Consider the following 20,259-nt stretch of genomic DNA (forward strand, 5'->3'; position numbering starts at 1 on the left):
CGCGAGTGGCTCAGTTGGTGGAGTACGACCTTGCCAAGGTCGGGGTCGCGGGTTCGAGTCCCGTCTCGCGCTCTTTTATTTGCAGCGGAAGTCTTTGTAAATCAAGACTTCCGCTGTTTTTGTTTTTGTGGCAATGTTGCCGTCAATATGATATAGTTAAAAAATAAAATTAAGAAAATAAAGTTTATAAGGAAGTGAAAATACAAAACGAAGAAGGAGTCACATTGTGAAAACATGTAATCAGAATTTTATGTTAGATTATTCCGTGTCTGTTTCTCCCCTGGGGGAAATTGAAGGATTTCCGGTAAGGCCAGGACTGTTTGATGTTTTTGGAGCCATGCCGCTTCCCAGCGGAGTCAATTTTACCATTCATACCCACGGAGGAACCTCCTGCGAGCTTCTGCTGTTTCGAAAGGGAGCGGAAGAACCCTATGCCGTCCTGCAGTTTCCAGAGGAGTACAAAATCGGTGATGTATATTCCATGATGGTTTTCGGACTGGAGGTAGAGGAGTTCGAATATGCTTATCGGATTGATGGACCTTATGATCCAGAAAAGGGACTGCTGTTCGATAAAAAAAATATTTTGCTGGATCCCTATGCAAGAGCAGTAACAGGGCAGGGTACCTGGGGCTCTCAGAGTCAGGAACATTATCATGCAAGGGTTGTAAAGGATGTATTTGACTGGGGAACCATGCCGCAGTCAAAAAAGGAACTGAACGAGCTGGTAATTTACGAACTGCATGTACGTGGATTTACAAAGCATCCTTCCTCTGGTGTGCGTCAGAAGGGAACCTTTGCCGGACTGAAGGAGAAAATCCCCTACCTGAAGGAGCTGGGAATCAATGCAGTAGAGCTGATGCCTATTTTTGAGTTTGATGAAACTATGAATGCCAGAGAGGTAAATGGAAAAACTCTTCTGGATTACTGGGGATACAATACAGTTGGTTTTTTTGCACCAAACAGCAGCTATACGGCAGCGGAGGAATACAATCATGAGGGAACGGAACTGAAGGAGCTGATAAAAAGTCTTCATGACAATGGCATTGAGGTTATTCTGGATGTAGTATTTAATCATACAGCAGAAGGAAATGAACTGGGACCGTCATTCTGCTTTAAGGGATTGGATAACAATGAGTATTATATGCTGACACCGGATGGCAACTATTATAATTTCAGCGGCTGCGGAAATACTCTGAACTGCAACAATCCTATTGTCCGTCAGATGATTGCAGATTGTCTCCGCTACTGGACCATCAGCTACCGGGTAGACGGCTTCCGCTTTGATTTGGCCAGTATTCTGGGACGAAGCGAGGACGGTTCTCCCATGAACAATCCGCCGCTGCTTCAGACCTTAACCTATGATCCGATTTTAAGCAATGTAAAACTGATTGCAGAGGCCTGGGATGCAGGCGGTATGTATCAGGTAGGAAGCTTTCCCGCCGGAAAGCGGTGGGCTGAGTGGAACGGAAGATACCGGGATGCGATCAGAGGGTATCTGAAGGGAGACTGCTGGCTTGCCTGGGAGGCTGCCTGGAGCGTAGCCGGTTCCAGTGACCTGTACGGGGAAGGCAACTCTCATGGAAATTATGCCGGATACAATTCCTGCGTGAATTTTATTACCTGCCATGATGGCTTTACCCTGTACGATCTCTATTCTTATAATCAAAAACATAATGAAAATAATGGATGGGACAATACAGATGGAGCCAATGACAACCGGAGCTGGAACTGCGGTGCGGAGGGAGAAACTCAGGATCCGGAGGTTTTAAAACTTCGGTTCCGTATGATTCGCAATGCCTGTGCAGTTTTGATGTGCAGCCGGGGAACTCCAATGTTCCTGGCCGGCGATGAATTTGGAAATACGCAGTTTGGAAATAACAACGGATATTGCCAGGATAATGAATTATCCTGGCTGGATTGGACCTATCTGGAGAAAAATCGGGATCTGTTTGAATTCTTTAAGTTCATGATTGCGTACCGGTTCCGTCATCCGGTCATCCGTAAGGAACTTCCGCGGGCAGTCTGCGGTATGGATGCGCTTCACGCCCATGATGTCAATGCAGATCGGGTAAATATTCCACGGGACACCAGAGTATTTGCCACCAGCTTTGCAGGCTATGATAAAGAAAAAGGCCAGGATGACGTTGTTTATCTTGCCATTAATACTTACTGGGAGGATGTGGAAATTACACTTCCGAAAACAAACCGGGCAGGCTACTGGTATCTCAGCGTCAATACTTATGGAGATGAGAATGGAAGATATTTTTACGAAGAGCATGAGGAGCGGCGGATTGAGGGAAGCTTTGTTATGAAGCCGAGAACGGTTGCCGTTTTCCATGTGAAAAAATATTAAACAGCTCGAGGATTTTCTGTTTAGAGAGGAAAAGAGAAAAAATGCTGAAAATAATGATCTCACCGGCGAAAAAAATGAGAATCGACGATGATTTTCCAGAAGAGGTATCCTTGCCGCTACTGCTGGAACAGACAGAGCAGATTATGGAGTATCTTCAGAGTCTGGAGCCGGAAGCTTTAAAGGAGATCTGGAAGTGCAATGATAAGCTTGTCCAGGAAAATACAGAACGTCTGAAAAACATGAATCTTCGGAATAGGCTGACACCGGCGGTGATTGCGTATGAAGGAATTCAGTATCAGACTATGGCTCCCGGTGTAATGGATCAGAATTCGTTGGAATATCTGAAGAATCATCTTTATATTCTGTCAGGATTCTACGGGATTTTACGGGCCTTTGACGGTGTTGTTCCCTATCGCCTGGAAATGCAGGCAAAAATGAAATGGCAGTGGAAGACGCTGTATGAATATTGGGGAGATAATTTATACCGGATTTTAGCAAGACCGGGAGATACGATTATCAACCTGGCATCCAAAGAATACAGCAAAGCCATAGAACCCTGGCTGACAAAAGAGGTAAGCATGATTACCTGCGTTTTTGGAGAACAGGAGGAGGGAAGCTGCGGGCAAAAAATGCCAGGAGTAAAGGTCAAAGCCACTGCAGCCAAGATGGCCAGAGGAGCTATGGTTCGGTATATGGCTGAAAATCAGGTGACAGCTCCGGAGCAGATAAAGAATTTTGACTGGATGGGATATCGGTATATAGAAAATCTGTCGGATTCTTCCGTCTGGGTCTTTGCTGCGGAGAAAAAAACAAAAAGAAAATCATGAGAAATTCATTTTCAGATTGATAAAATCGCAGGAAGCAGGTAAGATATAGGATAGTATAAAAAGGAGGAGGATAAGAATGACAAAAGCCTATGAGAGACTGACAGCCTGTTATCAGAGTATTCAGGACAGAATTCCCTTTCGACCCAAGGTAGCCCTGGTGCTGGGTTCCGGGTTAGGTGATTATGCAGATGAGATTCAGGCAGAAGCTTTTCTGGATTATCATGATATTGAAGGATTTCCCGTATCAACCGTAAGCGGACACAAGGGACGTTTTGTATTCGGATATGTAAATGAAATTCCTGTAGTGATTATGCAGGGACGGGTTCATTACTATGAAGGCTATGCTATGGAAGATGTAGTGCTTCCCATTCGTTTGATGAAAATGATGGGTGCGGAGATCCTGTTTTTGACCAATGCGTCCGGCGCGGTCAATTATGATTTCCATGTTGGAGATTTTATGATGATTACGGATCAGATTTCCAATTTTGTTCCGTCGCCGTTAATCGGTCCGAATATTGAGGAGCTGGGAGAACGCTTCTGTGACATGAGCCAGATTTACAACCATGATTTATGCCGGATTCTCAGGGAGACGGCAGAGGAGTTGGGAGTCCATCTGCAGGAGGGAACCTATATTCAGCTGACAGGACCCAATTATGAGACACCGAAGGAAGTGAAGATGTGCCGGATTTTAGGGGCAGATGCAGTGGGAATGAGTACTGCCTGCGAAGCAGTTGCGGCCAATCACATGGGAATGAAAATCTGCGGTATTTCCTGTATCTCCAATCTGGGATGCGGAATGTCAGAGCAGCCTTTGAGTCATGAAGAGGTAAAAGAGACGGCGGATCGCGTGGCTCCGTTGTTTAAGAAGCTGATTACAGCTTCGATTACACGCATGGGAAGAATGTAAGAGCTTTCGCAGAAGCTTTGCAGAAATTGCGGGAATTCAGGGAGAATGGTTTTCTGGAATTGCTGCGGGAAATTAATGGAATATGGTAGGTGAATTTACAAATGAAACAAAGAGAAACATTTAAGTCAAGACTGGGATTTTTGCTGCTTTCAGCAGGGTGCGCAATTGGAATCGGAAATGTATGGAGATTTCCTTATGTAGTAGGACAGAACGGCGGAGGCGCTTTTGTTCTGTTTTATGTACTGTTTCTGGCTATTATGGGAGTTCCGGTTCTTTCTATGGAATTTGCAGTAGGACGCGCCAGCCGGAAAAGCCCGGTTAAGGCTTATCAGCAGCTGGAGCCGAAGGGAAGCAAATGGCATCTTCACGGCTATGTTGCGCTGTTTGGAAACTATGTTCTGATGATGTTCTATACCACTGTTGCCGGATGGATGATGTATTATTTTTACAGCTTTTTGACTGGCAAGTTTACGGGAATGACCTCAGAAATGGTGAACGCATCTTTTGGTGAGATGTTAGCAAGCCCTGGAACCAATGTGTTCTGGATGATTGTAGTTGTCATTATGGGAATTATTGTCTGCTCCAGGGGACTGCAGAGCGGAGTTGAGAAGATCACAAAGAACATGATGCTGTGCCTTCTGTGCCTGATGGTGATTCTGGCTGTCCGCGGTATTTCTCTGGAGGGCGGTACCGAGGGTCTGAAGTTCTACCTGTATCCTGATTTTGCAAAAATGAAGGAAGTGGGAATTGGAAATGTCATTGTCGCAGCCATGAATCAGTCCTTCTTTACTCTGAGTCTTGGTATTGGTGCGATGGCTATTTTCGGAAGCTATCTGGAGAAGGAGCATACTCTGCTGGGAGAAGCAGTAAATGTGGCAATTCTTGATACCTTTGTAGCGTTTACAGCTGGATTGATTATTTTCCCAGCTTGCTTTGCCTTTGGTGTAAATCCGGACAGTGGTCCCAGCCTGATTTTTATTACACTGCCCAACGTATTTATTTCCATGTCAGGCGGACGCGTGTGGGGAACCCTGTTCTTCCTGTTTATGTTCTTTGCAGCTTTTTCCACAGTGCTTGCAGTGTTTGAAAATATTATTGCATGTGATATGGAGCTGTTTGAAATTGATCGAAAGAAGTCCGCTTATATCAATCTGGTGCTGATTATTCTGCTTTCTCTGCCCTGTGCTTTAGGTCCCAACCTGCTTTCAGGTTTTCAGCCTATGGGAGAGGGAAGCGTTGTTCTGGATCTGGAGGATTTCATCGTCAGCAACCTGCTGCTTCCAATTGGTTCTCTGATTTATCTGGTATTCTGTACCAACCGTTATGGATGGGGCTTTGAAAAATACCGGGAGGAAGCCAATCAGGGAACAGGAATCCGGGTTGCACCCTGGATGAAGTGGTATGTAACCCTGGTACTTCCAGTTATGATCCTGGTACTGCTTCTGCAGGGACTGTTATAAGGAAAACAAAAAGAATATAAGAATTATTGTGCGGTGTGGCATTTGCCACGCCGCATTTTATGTCATAGGAAAGTTCGCCCTATGACATAAAGACGCTCCGCGAGGATCGCCATGGGGCGGAAGAGAATTTTGTCGCAGAAGCGACCCGCCGCAGGCGGAGAAGCTCGCAAGCGAACTTCTTTTTAAACCTGTGAAAATTAGACAAAACAAGATGAAAGCTTTTAGAGTAATTGCTGAAAATGAGCGAGAAAAATAATTTTACGAAAAAAGATATTGACGAAATATAAAAATCATAATATGATTATCACAGGCAATGAAAATATATTTCATAAAAAATAGGAGGTATGACATGTGATTTACACAGTAACGTTTAATCCGGCTTTGGATTATGTTGTCCGGGTAAATCAATTTGTGCTGGGTGAGGTAAACAGAACCGTACAGGAGCATATATTTTATGGAGGCAAGGGCATCAATGTATCAACGGTTCTGGCGCGTTTGGGGGTTGAAAATACAGCCCTGGGCTTTGTAGCAGGCTTTACTGGAGCGGAAATTGAACGGGGGGCGGCAGGTCTTGGCTTTGCAGGGGATTTTATTCATGTGGAAAAGGGCATGACGCGGATTAATGTAAAGCTGAAGGCAGAAGAGGAAACGGAAATCAATGGAATGGGACCAGAAATACAGCCGGGAGAGGTGCAGCAGCTTTTTGAGAAGCTGGACAGACTGAAAAAAGGAGATGTCCTTGTTTTGTCAGGAAGTATTCCTGCATCTATAAGTGACCGGATTTATGAGGAGATCATGGCACGTCTGGAGGGGAGAGGAATCAGGATTGTGGTAGATGCCACAAAGGATTTGCTTCTGAATGTGCTGCAATACCATCCTTTCCTGATTAAGCCCAATAACCATGAGCTGGGAGAGATGTTTGGCAAAGTTCTTACATCAGAGGAAGAAATCATTCATTATGCCAGAATCCTGCAGGAAAGGGGCGCGGGAAACGTTCTGATTTCTATGGCTGGAGACGGAGCTGTTCTGATTGCGGAAAACGGTGAAATATATAAGAAAAAGCCTCCTGTGGGAAAGGTGAAGAATTCTGTGGGAGCAGGAGATTCTATGGTGGCCGGTTTCATAGCCGGATATCTGAAGACAGGAGATTATGAGGAGGCGCTGAAGCTGGGAACGGCAGCAGGAAGCGCTACGGCATTTTCTGATGATTTGGCGTCAGGAGAATATATTCAAAAGCTTTATAAAGAGATCTAGGGCTTTTGGAGCGGGAGTACAGAAAGTTTCGGAAAGAAGAAAAGGGGAGAAGTATTCGGAACGGCATTTTCTGTAAAACAGGACGCATAGGGCTGGAGAAAGAGGAAGGGCGCAAAGGCCTGTACAGAGGGAAGCAATTCCGGAAAAGACTGGAAGCGGAAGATTCAGAGAAAGCGGAGCGATCGGAATTGTGTGCAGGGGATAGGCGCAGGGAACACAGAAAAAGGGAATGGAAATTCTGTGTAAAAATTGAACGGAGGAAATGAGAATGAAGATTACAGAGCTTTTAAAGCCTGAGAGTATTGCTCTTGGCGTGAAAGCATCATCGAAGGACGAAATTATTGACTGCCTCACAGGCCTGATGGAGCAGGGCGGAAGACTCAATGACAGAGCAGGATACAAAGAAGGAATTTTGGCGAGAGAAGCTCTGGGAAGTACAGCCATCGGGGAAGGAATTGCCATTCCCCATGCAAAGGTTGCTGCAGTAAAGGAGCCGGGACTGGCAGCAGTGACAGTTCCAGAAGGAGTGGACTATGAGGCATTTGACGGTTCTCTTGCCAATTTGATTTTTATGATTGCAGCTCCGGACGGAGAGGCGGATACTCATCTGGAGGCACTGTCCAAGCTGTCCACCTTGCTGATGAACCCTGGTTTTAAGGATGCATTGATTGCAGCAAAGACAAAAGAAGAGTTTCTTCAGATTATTGATGATACGGAAAATGCCCGCTATGCAAAGAAACAGGAGGAGCAGGTATCTCAAAAATCTCAGGATGCTGCAGCGCAGAAGGATGCAGGGACAGAGCCGATGCCGCCACAGTCAGGATATCGAGTTCTTGCTGTAACTGCCTGCCCCACAGGCATTGCCCATACTTATATGGCAGCGGAAAACCTGGAAAATATGGGACGAAAGCTGGGAATTCCATTAAAGGCAGAAACAAACGGTTCTGCAGGCGCAGATAATGTGCTGACAGCAGAGGAAATCAAAAATGCAGAATGTATTATTATCGCAGCAGATAAAAATGTAGAAATGGCCCGTTTTGACGGAAAGCCTTTGATCCAGGTTCCGGTAGCAGAGGGAATTCATCATGGCGAGGAGCTGGTAAAGAGGGCAGTCAGCGGAACCGTTCCCGTATACCATCACAGCGGCAGTGTCGGAGAAAGTGAACGGGGAGGTTCTGGCAGCAGTGATAGCCTGGGACGTCAGATATATAAGCATCTCATGAACGGCGTTTCCCATATGCTTCCCTTTGTCATTGGCGGAGGTATTCTGATTGCCCTGGCATTCCTCTTTGATGATTATGAAATGAATCCGGCAAATTTTGGTAAGAATACACCGCTGGCAGCATATTTAAAGACCGTAGGAGAACAGGCTTTTGGCATGATGCTTCCGGTTCTAGCAGGCTACATTGCCATGAGCATTGCAGATCGCCCTGGACTGGCAGCAGGTTTTGTGGGCGGTCTGGTGGCAAAAATGGGTATGACCTTTGGAAATCCTGCAGGCGGAGATGTAAACGCAGGATTTCTGGGAGCGCTGTTTGCAGGCTTTGCAGCAGGATATATTCTGGTAGGCTTAAGAAAACTGCTGTCAAAGCTTCCTAAGTCTCTGGAGGGAATTAAGCCGGTGCTTTTATATCCGGTACTGGGTGTTTTTATTACCGCAGTCGTTACAACCTTTATTAATCCCTATGTAGGTATGATCAACGATGCCCTGACAAATGCATTAAACAGCATGGGAGGAACCAGCCGCGTGATTCTGGGTATGGTAGTGGCAGGTATGATGTCTGTAGATATGGGCGGCCCGGTGAACAAAGCAGCTTATGTGTTCGGCACAGCACAGCTGGCAGAGGGGAATTTTGAGGTTATGGCAGCTGTCATGGCAGGAGGAATGGTTCCGCCGCTGGTCATTGCCCTGTGCTCCACTTTCTTTAAAAAGAAATTTACCGAAAAAGAACGCCAGTCTGGCCTGGTCAACTATATCATGGGACTGTCCTTTATTACAGAAGGCGTCATTCCATTTGCAGCTCAGGATCCCTTACGTGTCATTCCATCCTGCGTGATCGGTTCTGCAGCAGCAGGGGGCTTGTCCATGTTTCTGGGATGCACCCTCCGGGCGCCTCACGGCGGACTGTTTGTTCTTCCCACGATTGGAAATCCTCTGGGATATCTGGCAGCGGTCTTGATCGGTTCAGTAATTGGATGTATAATACTTGCAGCACTGAAGAAAAATATAGAAGAATAGAGGAGAGTCTTATGATTCGCTGCTGCATATTTGATTTGGATGGAACGCTGCTAAATACCCTGAAAGCCCTGACTTTGACGGTGAATCTGACCCTGGAGCATTTTGGCTATGAGCCAGTGGATGAAGACCATGTCCGGCAGTTTGTAGGTGATGGATACAAGCTTTTGATGGAGCGGGTGCTCCGTTACAGAGGAGATGAACAGCTGGAGCATTATGAAGAAAGTCTGAAGGTTTATCTGGAGCTGTTTGCGGTACACAGCATGGACGGGGTGCATCCCTATGACGGCATCTGCGAACTTCTGGAGGAATTAAAAAAACGGGGAATCAAGACGGCAGTGCTGTCGAATAAGCCGCATCCCAGAACCGTAGAAAATATTGAAACCGTATTTGGGCCAGGATACTTTGACTATGTGGCAGGAGAACAGCCGGGAATTCCCAGAAAGCCGGATCCTGCAGGTGTAAAGCTGATTCTGGACAGGTTTGGAGTAAAGCCGGAGGAGTGCCTGTATTTCGGTGATACCAACACAGATATGAAAACAGGACTGGGCGCCGGTCTTCAGACGGTAGGCGTTACCTGGGGATTCCGGGACAGGGAGGAGCTGGAAAGCTTCCATCCCCAGCATATTATCAGTCATCCAGATGAGGTTTTCGGACAGATTCTTGAGAAAAAAGCATAAAAATTAATGGAAAACCACGAAAATACAGGAAAAAATAAAAACCCTCTTTCTTTTATGAGAAAGACATGGTACAATAGCGGAAATGAATAAATTGTTTCCGCAGACGAAACAGAGATAACATGATAGAGGCGCGGGATTCATCAGTACCAAAGGCAAAAAAGGCAGGACAGCCGCCTGAGGGAAAGGGGATACCGCCGAAGGATGATTTGCCAGTCCAGGCAGATGATTCTGGGATGACGCAGAAGATGCGGCATACTGTCACGATACGTGGAGCGCTATCTGTGCTGTTAAGTAATACTTTTCAAAAGATTTGAAACACCACAAACGCGCTTTTCAGAAAAAACTGCCGTTTGTGGTGTTTTTTATTCGAAATAAAACAATTCAGAATGGTTTGTTACCAGAAAGAAAAGAAAGGGAGAGGTTACAAATGCAGGGAATGAGGAAAAATGCAAAATGGAAGATGGTGCTGCCAGCAGCGCTGATTCTGACGCTGATGTTTGCCTTTGCTGCTTTCGGGGCAGAAGAGGCGGCTGCAGAGTACGTTCCGGAGGCATACGGAACGATATGGGCGCTTCTGCCGCCGATCGTGGCAATTGGGCTGGCCTTGATTACCAAGGAGGTATACAGCTCTTTGTTTGTGGGAATTTTAGTAGGTTCTATTCTGTATTCCGGAATGAATTTTGAAGTGGCAGTTACCCATATGTTTGAGAATGGCGTGATTGGTGTGCTGTCCGACAGCTACAACGTGGGAATTCTTGTATTCCTGGTAATTCTTGGAGCAATGGTAGGCCTGATGAACCGTGCAGGCGGTTCTGCTGCTTTTGGTCAGTTTGCCTCAAAGCGGATTAAGAGCCGTGTAGGAGCCCAGCTGTCTACGATTCTTCTGGGCGTGGTGATTTTTATTGACGACTATTTTAACTGTCTGACTGTAGGAAGCGTAATGCGTCCTGTTACAGACAAATTTAAGGTGTCCAGAGCAAAGCTGGCATATCTGATTGACGCAACAGCAGCTCCGGTCTGCATTATCGCTCCGATTTCATCCTGGGCAGCTGCAGTAACAGGCTTTGTAGAGGGCGAGGATGGATTTTCTATGTTTATCCGGGCCATTCCCTACAACTACTATGCCATTTTAACCATTGTGATGATGATTGCAATGGTTCTGCTTAAGGAAGAGTTCGGACCGATGGCAAAGCATGAGAAAAATGCAGTGAAGGGAGATCTGTATACCACAGAGGGACGTCCTTATCAGGATTCCAACGATATGGTTGTGGCGGCAAAGGGAACAGTTCTGGATCTTCTCATTCCTATCGGAGCCCTGATTGTGTGCTGTGTTATCGGTATGCTGTATACCGGCGGATTTTTCTCTGGAACTGATTTTGTAACAGCCTTCTCTCAGAGTGATGCATCTCTGGGACTGACCCTGGGCAGCTTTTTTGCTCTGGTGATTACGATTGTTTTATATCAGATTCGTCATGTTATGACCTTCAATGACTGTATGGGATGTATCCCGGATGGATTTAAGGCTATGGTTCCGGCTATTATGATTCTGACCTTTGCATGGACCCTGAAAGCAATGACGGACAGTCTGGGGGCAGATGTGTATGTGGCTAACCTGGTAAAGGTCAGCGCAGGCTCTCTGTTAAACTTCCTTCCGGCAATTATTTTTGTGGTGGGATGCTTCCTGGCCTTTGCAACCGGTACCTCCTGGGGAACCTTTGGCATTCTGATTCCGATTGTAGTTGCTGTATTTGAAAACAACAATCCGGAGCTGATGACGATTTCTATTTCTGCATGTATGGCAGGAGCGGTCTGCGGAGATCACTGTTCTCCGATTTCCGATACCACTATCATGGCCTCTGCAGGAGCCCAGTGTGAGCACGTAAACCATGTGATGACCCAGCTTCCTTATGTGGTATTGGCTGCAGTAGTTTCTTTTGTCACCTATGTGATTGCCGGCTTTGTACAGAATCCGTGGATCTGTCTGCCGATAGGATTTGTTTTGATGCTGGGAACTCTGGTCCTGGTGCGGATGTTTGTTTCCGAACCGATTACAGAAGAAAAATAAAAGCAATGTGCAGAAAAATGCAGGATTCCTGCATTTTTTGCATTTTATGCAAAAAAATCGAAAAAAAATACGAATTTTTGAAAGAAAAAGACTTGATTTATTTGAGAAAATGAGTATAATGAATAACTATTGAGAGGTTAATATTTATGCATAATATTCACGTTAAATGAATATATGCAATATGAGGAGGATGTAATTATGAAAAAGAAAATGTTTGCTATTGCTATGGCATCTGTTATGGCTGCTTCTTTAACTGCCTGCGGCGGAGGAGAAAAAGAGACTACCGCAGCTGCAACAGAGGCTGCAACTACTGCAGCTGAGACTTCTGCAGAGGCAGAGGAAAGTGAGACTGCAGCAGAGGGAGAGAGCGCCGCAGAGGCTGCTGCTGAGGTTACAACAGTAAACGAGGGTAAGCTGACTGTGGCTACCAGCCCGGACTTTGCTCCCTATGAGTTTTATGCAATCGGCGAGGATGGAACTCCTCAGCTGGCCGGCTTCGATATGGCTCTGGCTCAGTACATCGCAGATGACCTGGGACTGGAACTGGAGGTAGTTACCGTTGATTTTGACGGCGTATTAAGCGAGCTTTCCACCAAGTCTGTTGACCTGGGCATGGCAGGACTTTCTCCGGATCCCAAGCGTGCAGATATTATGGATTTCTCTGATCTGTATTACATGGGCGGACAGTCTCTGGTTACTACCAAGGCAAATGCTGAGAAGTTCAACAGCTTTGAAGCTGTAAACAAGCCGGAGGTTTCTGTTGGTGCACAGACCGGTTCTATCCAGATGGATCTGGCACAGACAAACAGCCCGGATGCAGATATTGTTGCTCTTCCGAAGGTTACGGATATTATTTCCGAGTTGCTGACTGGAAAGATGGATGCAGCTTATATTGAGACAGATGTAGCTGTAAGTTATCAGAAAAACTATCCGGAGCTGGAACTGGTATTAGAAGTTCCTTATGAGTCTGAAGGATCTGCAATTGGTGTATGCAAAGACAATGAGTCTCTGTTAAAGGCAGTAAATGCTTCGATTGCAAAGGCTCTGGAGGATGGTACTATGGAGAAGTTCATTGCTGAGGCAAATGAGCAGGCATCTGGTGAGAAGTATGAAGGTCTTCTGGATGCAGAGGGCAATATTCAGCAGTAATCTGAGCTGACTCAGAATGATAGTGAAGGCAGCCGGTTTTCCCGGACAGGGAAAAGGCCGGCGGCCTTTTGGTGTGTAAGAAAGAGTCTTGCCGCCGGTCAGGATCCCCATGAAAGGAGTATACTATGGATCAATTTATCAAATGGAGTAATTTCTCCAAAATCGTGCCTTATGCCGAGCTGTTCAGACAGGGACTGCTGGTTACGGTGCTGCTTTCTTTATTTACCGTAATGATTGGTTTCTGTATCGCGCTGGTTTTGGCGCTGATGCGGATGTCCAATGTACGCCCTTTCCGGGCTCTTGGCTTTGATAAGGACGGCCATCAGAAGGAGGAAGGCTTTCTTGCAGCTGTCAGCCGTTTTAATCCTCTGGCATTTCTGGCAACAGCCTATGTGGAAATTCTTCGTTCCACTCCCGTAGTTGTTCAGGTATTTATTATTTATTATGGTGTGTTCGGCATCATTGACCTTCCGGCTTTTAAGATGTTTGGATTTATTAAATTTGACCGGTTTTTCCCGGGCGTTGTGGCTCTGGGCATGAACTCCGGCGCTTATCTGTGCGAGATTATCCGCGCCGGTATCCAGTCCATTGACGGAGGACAGACAGAGGCAGCCCGTTCTCTGGGGCTTTCCCAGGTACAGAACCTGCGGTATATTATTCTGCCTCAGGCGCTGAAGAATATTCTTCCGGCTATTGCCAATGAGTTTGTTGTTATTATTAAGGAATCCGCGATTACCTACACCATCGGTGTGCAGGACATTATGTCTGCAGTAAATGCAGTAAAGGGCGCGACCTTTGTTATTATTGAGCCGCTCCTGGTAGCTACAGCAATTTATTTCTGTCTGTGCTTCCCGGCTTCTAAGCTGATTGCATACTTTGAAAGGAGAATGAGCCATGGCGACAAGAGATAGTCTGATTCAGGTTACGGATTTAAAAAAATGGTATAAGGGCGGCGCCATTAAGGCTCTGGACGGAGTGACAGTTGATATCAATAAGGGGGATGTGATTGCAGTCATTGGTCCTTCCGGTTCCGGAAAGTCCACCTTCCTCAGAAGTCTGAATCTTCTGGAGGAGCCGACAGGAGGAGCCATCCTTTTCAACGGGGTGGATCTGACTAAGAAAAAATATAAAAATAACGAGGGAAAGACTGTCAAGCTGGATGTGGACAGCCTGCGCCAGAAAATGGGTATGGTTTTCCAGCATTTTAATCTTTTCCCTCATATGACCATTTTGGAAAATATGATTCTGGCGCCTATGAAAGTAAAGAATATCAGCCGCGCAGAGGCAGAGGAAAAAGCTCTGGCCCTTTTGGACCGTGTTGGACTGAAGGATCGGGCAGACGCCTATCCGATTCAGCTGTCCGGCGGCCAGAAGCAGCGAGTAGCCATTGTCCGTGCTCTGGCTATGGAGCCGGAGGTTATGCTGTTTGACGAACCTACCTCCGCTCTGGATCCGGAGATGGTTGGTGAGGTTCTTGATGTTATGAAGGAACTGGCCCAGGAGGGCATGACGATGGTGGTAGTTACTCATGAAATGGGCTTTGCCCGTGAGGTGGGAAGCCGGGTTCTCTTTATGGCAGATGGAAAGCTTCTGGAGCATGGTACACCGAAGGAGATCTTTGAAAATCCCCAGAACCCCCGATTGAAGGATTTTCTGGCAAAGGTATTGTAAAAGATATAGCAGAAAGAAGTTCAAAGAATCGTCCGGCTTATCATACAGGAACCGGGCGATTTATTTCATATCATGGGAAAATGGACCTATGAAATTTAGGAATGGCAGCAGTTTGCTCTCGTGGATATGACGGGAATATTGACAAAGGCATCAGGAAAATGACAAAAAGATAAATGGAGGTATGACAGAATGACACAGGAAAAGCAAAATGCAGTAAATGCAATCGAAGAAAAGGCCGGACTGATTGGAGATGTGGCAGATCATATCTGGGAATATGCAGAGCTTTCTCTTCAGGAGGTAAAGTCAGCTGCTCTTTATTGTGAGGTGCTGGAAAAGGAAGGATTTCAGGTGGAAAAGGGAATCAGCGGTATTGAGACGGCATTTTCCGCCAGCTATGGACAGGGACGCCCGATGATTGGATTTCTGGCAGAATACGATGCTCTTTCCGGATTATCTCAGGAAGGCGGAAGTCTGGAGAAGAAGGAACTGACGGCAGGCGGCTGTGGTCATGGCTGCGGTCACAATCTTCTGGGAGCAGGCGCTATGGCTGCTGCTTTGGGGGTAAAGGCTTATCTGGAAGCGACAGGAAAGCCTGGTACCGTAGTGCTTTACGGCTGCCCTGGAGAAGAGGGAGGAGCGGCCAAGGCATTTATGGCCAGAGACGGTGTCTGGAAAGCCCTGGATGCAGCGTTGACCTGGCATCCCGAGGATGTGAATGAGGTAGCTACAGGATCTTCTAATTCCTGTATTCAGGTACAGTATAAGTTTACGGGAGTAGCTTCTCATGCGGCAGGAGCCCCGGAAAAGGGTCGAAGCGCCCTGGATGCAGTAGAGCTGATGAATATTGGCGTACAGTTTTTAAGAGAGCACATGAGTGATAAGGCTCGTGTCCATTATGCGATTACAGATGCAGGCGGATGCAGTCCCAATGTAGTTCAGCCTACAGCGTCTGTGCTTTATATGGTTCGTTCGAATCATGTAGCGGAGGCGGTGGAGCTTCAGGCGAGAGTAGACAAAATTGCAGAGGGAGCAGCTTTGATGACAGAGACGACCGTTGAACGGAAGTTTATTGACGGACTTTCTGACACAGTGAGCAACTTTGCTCTGGAGCGGGTTCTCTATGAGAATTATCGGGAGCTGGGAGTTCCTTCTTATACAGAGGAGGAGCTGGCCTATGCGGATCAGCTGGCAGCAACCTATCCGGGAAGCGATAAGGTGCCGGGAGTAGCTGCAGCCAATGACAGAGAAGCATTTGAAGCAGTAAAGGATATGCAGAAGGCTTTTGGACATAAAATGAACGGTTTTCTGGCTCCGCTTTATCAAAAAGATGCTTTTCAGCCGGGTTCTACGGATGTGGGAGATGTAAGCTGGCTGACGCCCACGGCTCAGATTCATGTGGCAGCATGGCCGAATGGCTGTCCCGGTCACAGCTGGCAGAATGTATCCTGTGACAGAACGGAGATTGGCCACAAGGCAGCCGTTCATGCGGGAAAGGTGCTGGCAGCAGCGGCAATCGATCTGATGAATCACGAGGAGCTTCTCAAAGAGGCAAGAGAGGAATTTGAAAAACGGACAGCAGATGGATTTGTATCTCCGATTCCGGCAGATGCAGTTCCGGTAATTCCCGACTAAAACACAAGGGACAGCAGCTTTGGACGGTGGAAAAATGCCGTCCGGAGCTGTTACACAATTTTTATGCCAACTTTAGAAAGTTTTTATAAGCGAGGGTTACATTACCCTCGCTTTTGTTGTATACTTAATGTTAGACTATTCAGAAAGTAATTGTATTTATAGAATAGTTATATGGAAAAGGAGATTAACATATGGGTATGAAAAATGATGAGCCTAAACGGCCGCCAAAAAGTATTTTATACTATTATGGTATTGTTTTAATTGTATTACTTTTATTGAATGTGCTGGTATTTCCTTCTCTGACCGAGCGGCAGGTAACAGAGGTTACGTATGACCAGTTTCTGGATATGCTGGATCAGGGCATTGTAAAGGGAGTAAACAGGACGGATGATCAGATTACCTTCTGGACAGAAACAGAGCTTCCCACAGACAGCGCCCAGGGAAGTGGCAGCATGTTTGATTTAATTGAGCAGATGCAGATGCGGGCGGAGAATGTACAGCTGTTTAAGACAGGAGCCTGGCCGGATCCGGATTTGCTGAATCGTCTGCGGGCAGAAAATGTTACATTTACAGAGCCGATTCCTACAAAGGCATCGCCCCTGCAGAATATATTGTTTAACTGGATTCTTCCCTTTGTGATGCTGCTGGTGATGGGGCAGGTATTCAGCCGCATAATGATGAAAAAAATGGGCGGAGGCATGGGCAATGCCATGACCTTTGGAAAGTCCAATGCCAAGATCTATGCGGAAAATGAGACGGGAAAGACCTTTGCGGATGTGGCAGGACAGGAGGAGGCCAAGGAGGCCTTAAAGGAGATTGTGGATTTCCTTCACAATCCGAAAAAATATGCGGATATCGGAGCAACTCTGCCGAAGGGCGCGCTTTTGGTAGGCCCTCCCGGAACTGGTAAAACCTTACTGGCAAGAGCTGTGGCAGGAGAGGCCCATGTGCCGTTTTTCTCCATTTCCGGTTCGGAATTTGTAGAGATGTTTGTAGGTATGGGTGCGGCAAAGGTTCGCGATCTGTTTAAGCAGGCCAATGAGAAGGCTCCCTGTATTGTGTTTATTGACGAGATTGATACCATCGGAAAGAAGCGTGACAATGGAGGATTTTCCGGCAATGACGAGCGGGAACAGACCTTAAATCAGCTGCTGACAGAGATGGATGGCTTTGACGGCAAGAAGGGCGTTGTGATTCTGGCTGCCACTAACCGTCCGGAGTCTCTGGATAAGGCTTTGCTTCGTCCGGGACGTTTTGACCGGAGAATTCCTGTGGAACTGCCGGATCTGAAGGGCCGTGTGGCGATTCTGAAGGTTCATGCAAAGCAGGTTAAGCTTTCTGATAACGTGGATTTCGATGCCATTGGCCGGGCTACCTCAGGCGCCAGTGGTGCAGAGCTGGCCAATATTATAAACGAAGGTGCGCTTCGGGCGGTTCGTCAGGGACGCAGCGTAGTCAGTCAGGCAGACTTAGAGGAGAGTGTAGAGGTCGTAATTGCCGGTTATCAGAAAAAGGATTCCGGCGTTTCTGTAGATGAGAAGCGGATTGTGTCTTATCATGAGGTAGGTCACGCTCTGGTAGCGGCCTGTCAGAGCCACAGTGCGCCAGTTCACAAAATTACCATTATTCCAAGAACCTCTGGTGCATTGGGATATACCATGCAGGTGGACGAGGGCGAGCGGTTCCTGATGAGCAAGGAGGAGGCTCTCAATAAGATAGCCACCTTCACCGGCGGACGGGCGGCAGAGGAGTTTATGTTTGGCTCTATCACGACAGGTGCGGCCAATGATATTGAGCAGGCGACCAGAATTGCCAGAGCCATGGTAACCAGGTACGGCATGAGTGATCAGTTTGGTATGGTTGCGCTGGAAACGGTGAATAATCCTTATCTGAGTTCGGATACGTCTATGACCTGTTCTCCAGAGACGGCCCGTATGGTAGACGAAGAAGTAATCAGGATTGTGAAGGAGCAGTATGCAAAGGCCATGGATATTTTAAAGGCTAATGCAGGAAAGCTGAATGAAATTGCTGCGTATCTTCTGGAAAAAGAGACCATTACCGGAGAGGAATTTATGGAGATTTTAAACCGTGGAAAGGAACCGGAAATCGTGGAAGAGCCGCAGGCAGCAGAAGAACCGGTGATAACGAAGAAATCTGAGACAATCGAAGAGCCGGAGAAAACAGAAGAATCAGCGTCTCAGGAAGAAAATGAATGATAATATAGTGTTATAGTTTCTCTAAAAGGGGCGGCTGCTTCCTACGGTCAGGGATCGTGGGAAGCAGCCGCCCCTTTTTAAGGATTGATAGGGATGGAGAACCAGACAACCGTGAATTTTCCCTCTTTGCTCGTGATTTGTAACCGTGAATCAGAGCCATAGGCGAGAATAAGCCGTGCGTTGGTATTGGAAAGTCCAATATGCTGGCTTATGCTGTGTTCCTGATTTTTTAAACGTTTTTTTAGGACCTCCAGCTCATTTTCTGTCATTCCTTTTCCTGTATCATAAATTGTGAAATACAATCGAGAATGTTTTTGATGAACATAAACTTGTATACGTCCGCTGCTTCTGTTTCCTCTTAATCCATGATAAATGGAATTTTCTATTAGAGGCTGCAGCAGCATTTTTTTAATGGAAGCTCTGCTGCATCCAGGATCGGCATAAGTACTGTATTCAAATAGATCAGGATATCGAAGTTTCATAATACTGATATATTTTTCCAGGTATTCAAGTTCGTCTTCAACCAAAACGTCCTCCTGAGGATCGCCTAGGGAATAACGCATCATAGAGGATAGATTGGAAATCATACGGCTGCATAGATTTTCACTTCCGGTGAGACGTATAGATTCCCAATAAATAGTATTAAGTGTATTATGAAGAAAATGCGGGTTAATCTGGTGCTGCAGAGCCTGTATTTTCCAAAGCTGAAGTCTGGCTTCTTTTTCTGAATCCTGAATGCGAAGATAGTTTTGTTCAATAAAGAGATTGATTACATTCGTCAGTATAAATTCAAATGGACCAGAACGAAAGCTGCGGGAAACGGGGACGTTATGAATGGCGGTTTCCGGTGCTGTAAATACAGAGATAATCTGATTTAAATATTTATATTCATGCTTTGTCTTTAACAGGGCGAGAAAACCGGCAACTGCTATAGCAAGAATTGTAATCGGAATATACATACTGGTTAAATGTATGGTAGTAGAATATATTTCTGCTCGCGGGGTTAGAAGCAGAAAAGGAAAACCATAGGAGCGGGGAGTTGTGAGGCAGGCCACAGGATATTTGAACTCGGCTCAATCAGAAATAGCTTTTGATTTGGATAGGTCAAAAGCTGATCCATTTCTTTTTTCAGCCGATCAGAACGAAAACTGTAGATCACAATACCATTTTGTATTTCAGTAGCCCGTTTTGAAAGTTTTCGGCAAATCAGGAGATTTTCCGAAGGGTATTCTGTATACAAAAATGGGGTGGAAGAAAACTCCATCCATGCATCTGTTTCTCCTACACAGTCAAATAACGAAAGAATTCGTTTTTCATTTTCTTCGGAAAAGGACAAAATTTTTGAATTCAGAGGAGCAAAAATCCTTCCATAGTCATTAGTATAATAAATATAAATGGCATTTAAAAGATCATTGGTATAAATCTGATTCTGAAAGCTTAGCGAAATATTTTCCAGTGTTCTTAGTGAATCCAAAGAAAAACTGGGTTCCTTAAATGCCTTATGAAGACTCATGGAAACTTTTGGGTTCGAAGAAAGGAATACACAGGCATTATCAACATGGTTATAGTAGCTTCCCAAAATAGATTCAGCCCGTTTTAAAGTATTATATGCGCTTTCTTTGGCATCTGCATCATTCTCCTTGTATGTGCGGAATATGCTGTAGGTACTTACTAATAAAAGCGGTATTAAAAGAAGAAGCATATTTGCCAGCAGACTTCTGATAAAAAAATGAAGAGTAGTGGAATGGGCTTTTTTTCTGATTTAAATGTTTTTTGATTTGTCCACAAATATGAAATCCCTGTTCTTCC

General features: G+C 46.0%; 14 protein-coding genes, 1 tRNA gene and 1 riboswitch. Of the genes, 14 read left to right on the plus strand and 1 reads right to left on the minus strand.

The genetic code is table 11. The annotated features are described in order from the left end of the window. From ACESON_RS10995 to ftsH, 14 genes are all read left to right on the plus strand, one after another. Positions 1 to 72, plus strand: a tRNA-Gly gene (locus ACESON_RS10995). 178 nt (positions 73 to 250) lie between these two features. Continuing rightward, the gene (locus ACESON_RS11000; RefSeq protein ID WP_373110106.1) at positions 251 to 2,353 is read left to right on the plus strand and encodes a glycogen-debranching protein; all 2,103 of its coding nucleotides are present in this window, start codon (positions 251 to 253) and stop codon (positions 2,351 to 2,353) included. A gap of 44 nt (positions 2,354 to 2,397) precedes the next feature. Next, positions 2,398 to 3,180, plus strand: a complete 783-nt coding sequence (gene yaaA, locus ACESON_RS11005) for a peroxide stress protein YaaA (protein ID WP_373110108.1) — start codon at positions 2,398 to 2,400, stop codon at positions 3,178 to 3,180. Positions 3,181 to 3,256: 76 nt separating this feature from the next. After that, positions 3,257 to 4,087, plus strand: a complete 831-nt coding sequence (locus ACESON_RS11010) for a purine-nucleoside phosphorylase (RefSeq protein ID WP_177959339.1) — start codon at positions 3,257 to 3,259, stop codon at positions 4,085 to 4,087. A 101-nt stretch (positions 4,088 to 4,188) separates the two neighbouring features. Then, positions 4,189 to 5,547: a sodium-dependent transporter gene (locus ACESON_RS11015; protein ID WP_177959340.1), complete on the plus strand. Its 1,359-nt coding sequence runs from the start codon at positions 4,189 to 4,191 to the stop codon at positions 5,545 to 5,547. Between the two features lie 351 nt (positions 5,548 to 5,898). Beyond that, positions 5,899 to 6,801: a 1-phosphofructokinase gene (pfkB, locus tag ACESON_RS11020; protein ID WP_177959341.1), complete on the plus strand. Its 903-nt coding sequence runs from the start codon at positions 5,899 to 5,901 to the stop codon at positions 6,799 to 6,801. Between the two features lie 268 nt (positions 6,802 to 7,069). After that, the gene (locus ACESON_RS11025) at positions 7,070 to 9,040 is read left to right on the plus strand and encodes a fructose-specific PTS transporter subunit EIIC (RefSeq protein WP_177959342.1); all 1,971 of its coding nucleotides are present in this window, start codon (positions 7,070 to 7,072) and stop codon (positions 9,038 to 9,040) included. An 11-nt stretch (positions 9,041 to 9,051) separates the two neighbouring features. Then, positions 9,052 to 9,717 (plus strand): HAD-IA family hydrolase, encoded by a 666-nt coding sequence (locus tag ACESON_RS11030; protein WP_177959343.1) that lies wholly within the window; start codon positions 9,052 to 9,054, stop codon positions 9,715 to 9,717. Positions 9,718 to 9,832: 115 nt separating this feature from the next. Next, a riboswitch (Lysine riboswitch) is annotated at positions 9,833 to 10,003 on the plus strand. A 141-nt stretch (positions 10,004 to 10,144) separates the two neighbouring features. After that, on the plus strand, positions 10,145 to 11,782 hold the full coding sequence (locus ACESON_RS11035) for a Na+/H+ antiporter NhaC family protein (RefSeq protein ID WP_373109834.1): 1,638 nt from the start codon (positions 10,145 to 10,147) through the stop codon (positions 11,780 to 11,782). A gap of 198 nt (positions 11,783 to 11,980) precedes the next feature. Continuing rightward, positions 11,981 to 12,931, plus strand: coding sequence for a transporter substrate-binding domain-containing protein (locus ACESON_RS11040; protein WP_177959344.1), 951 nt, complete (start codon positions 11,981 to 11,983; stop codon positions 12,929 to 12,931). Positions 12,932 to 13,056: 125 nt separating this feature from the next. Continuing rightward, complete coding sequence (locus ACESON_RS11045; RefSeq protein WP_177959345.1) at positions 13,057 to 13,842, plus strand: ABC transporter permease subunit; 786 nt, start codon at positions 13,057 to 13,059, stop codon at positions 13,840 to 13,842. Continuing rightward, positions 13,826 to 14,602, plus strand: coding sequence for an ATP-binding cassette domain-containing protein (locus ACESON_RS11050; protein WP_177959346.1), 777 nt, complete (start codon positions 13,826 to 13,828; stop codon positions 14,600 to 14,602). The genes ACESON_RS11045 and ACESON_RS11050 overlap by 17 nt, the downstream gene beginning before the upstream one ends. Before the next feature lie 189 nt (positions 14,603 to 14,791). Then, the gene (locus ACESON_RS11055; protein ID WP_177959347.1) at positions 14,792 to 16,234 is read left to right on the plus strand and encodes an amidohydrolase; all 1,443 of its coding nucleotides are present in this window, start codon (positions 14,792 to 14,794) and stop codon (positions 16,232 to 16,234) included. Positions 16,235 to 16,425: 191 nt separating this feature from the next. Next, positions 16,426 to 18,450 carry an ATP-dependent zinc metalloprotease FtsH gene (gene ftsH / locus ACESON_RS11060; RefSeq protein WP_373109836.1) on the plus strand — a complete coding sequence of 675 codons (2,025 nt, stop codon included), beginning with the start codon at positions 16,426 to 16,428 and terminating at the stop codon, positions 18,448 to 18,450. 77 nt (positions 18,451 to 18,527) lie between these two features. Here the strand turns inward: ftsH and ACESON_RS11065 are convergent, their stop codons facing one another. Then, on the minus strand, positions 18,528 to 19,409 hold the full coding sequence (locus ACESON_RS11065; RefSeq protein ID WP_373109837.1) for a sensor histidine kinase: 882 nt from the start codon (positions 19,407 to 19,409) through the stop codon (positions 18,528 to 18,530). Between the last annotated feature and the right edge of the window lie 850 nt (positions 19,410 to 20,259).

This window comes from Lachnoclostridium sp. Marseille-P6806 (assembly GCF_964238185.1).
Taxonomy (GTDB): Bacteria; Bacillota; Clostridia; order Lachnospirales; family Lachnospiraceae; genus Brotaphodocola.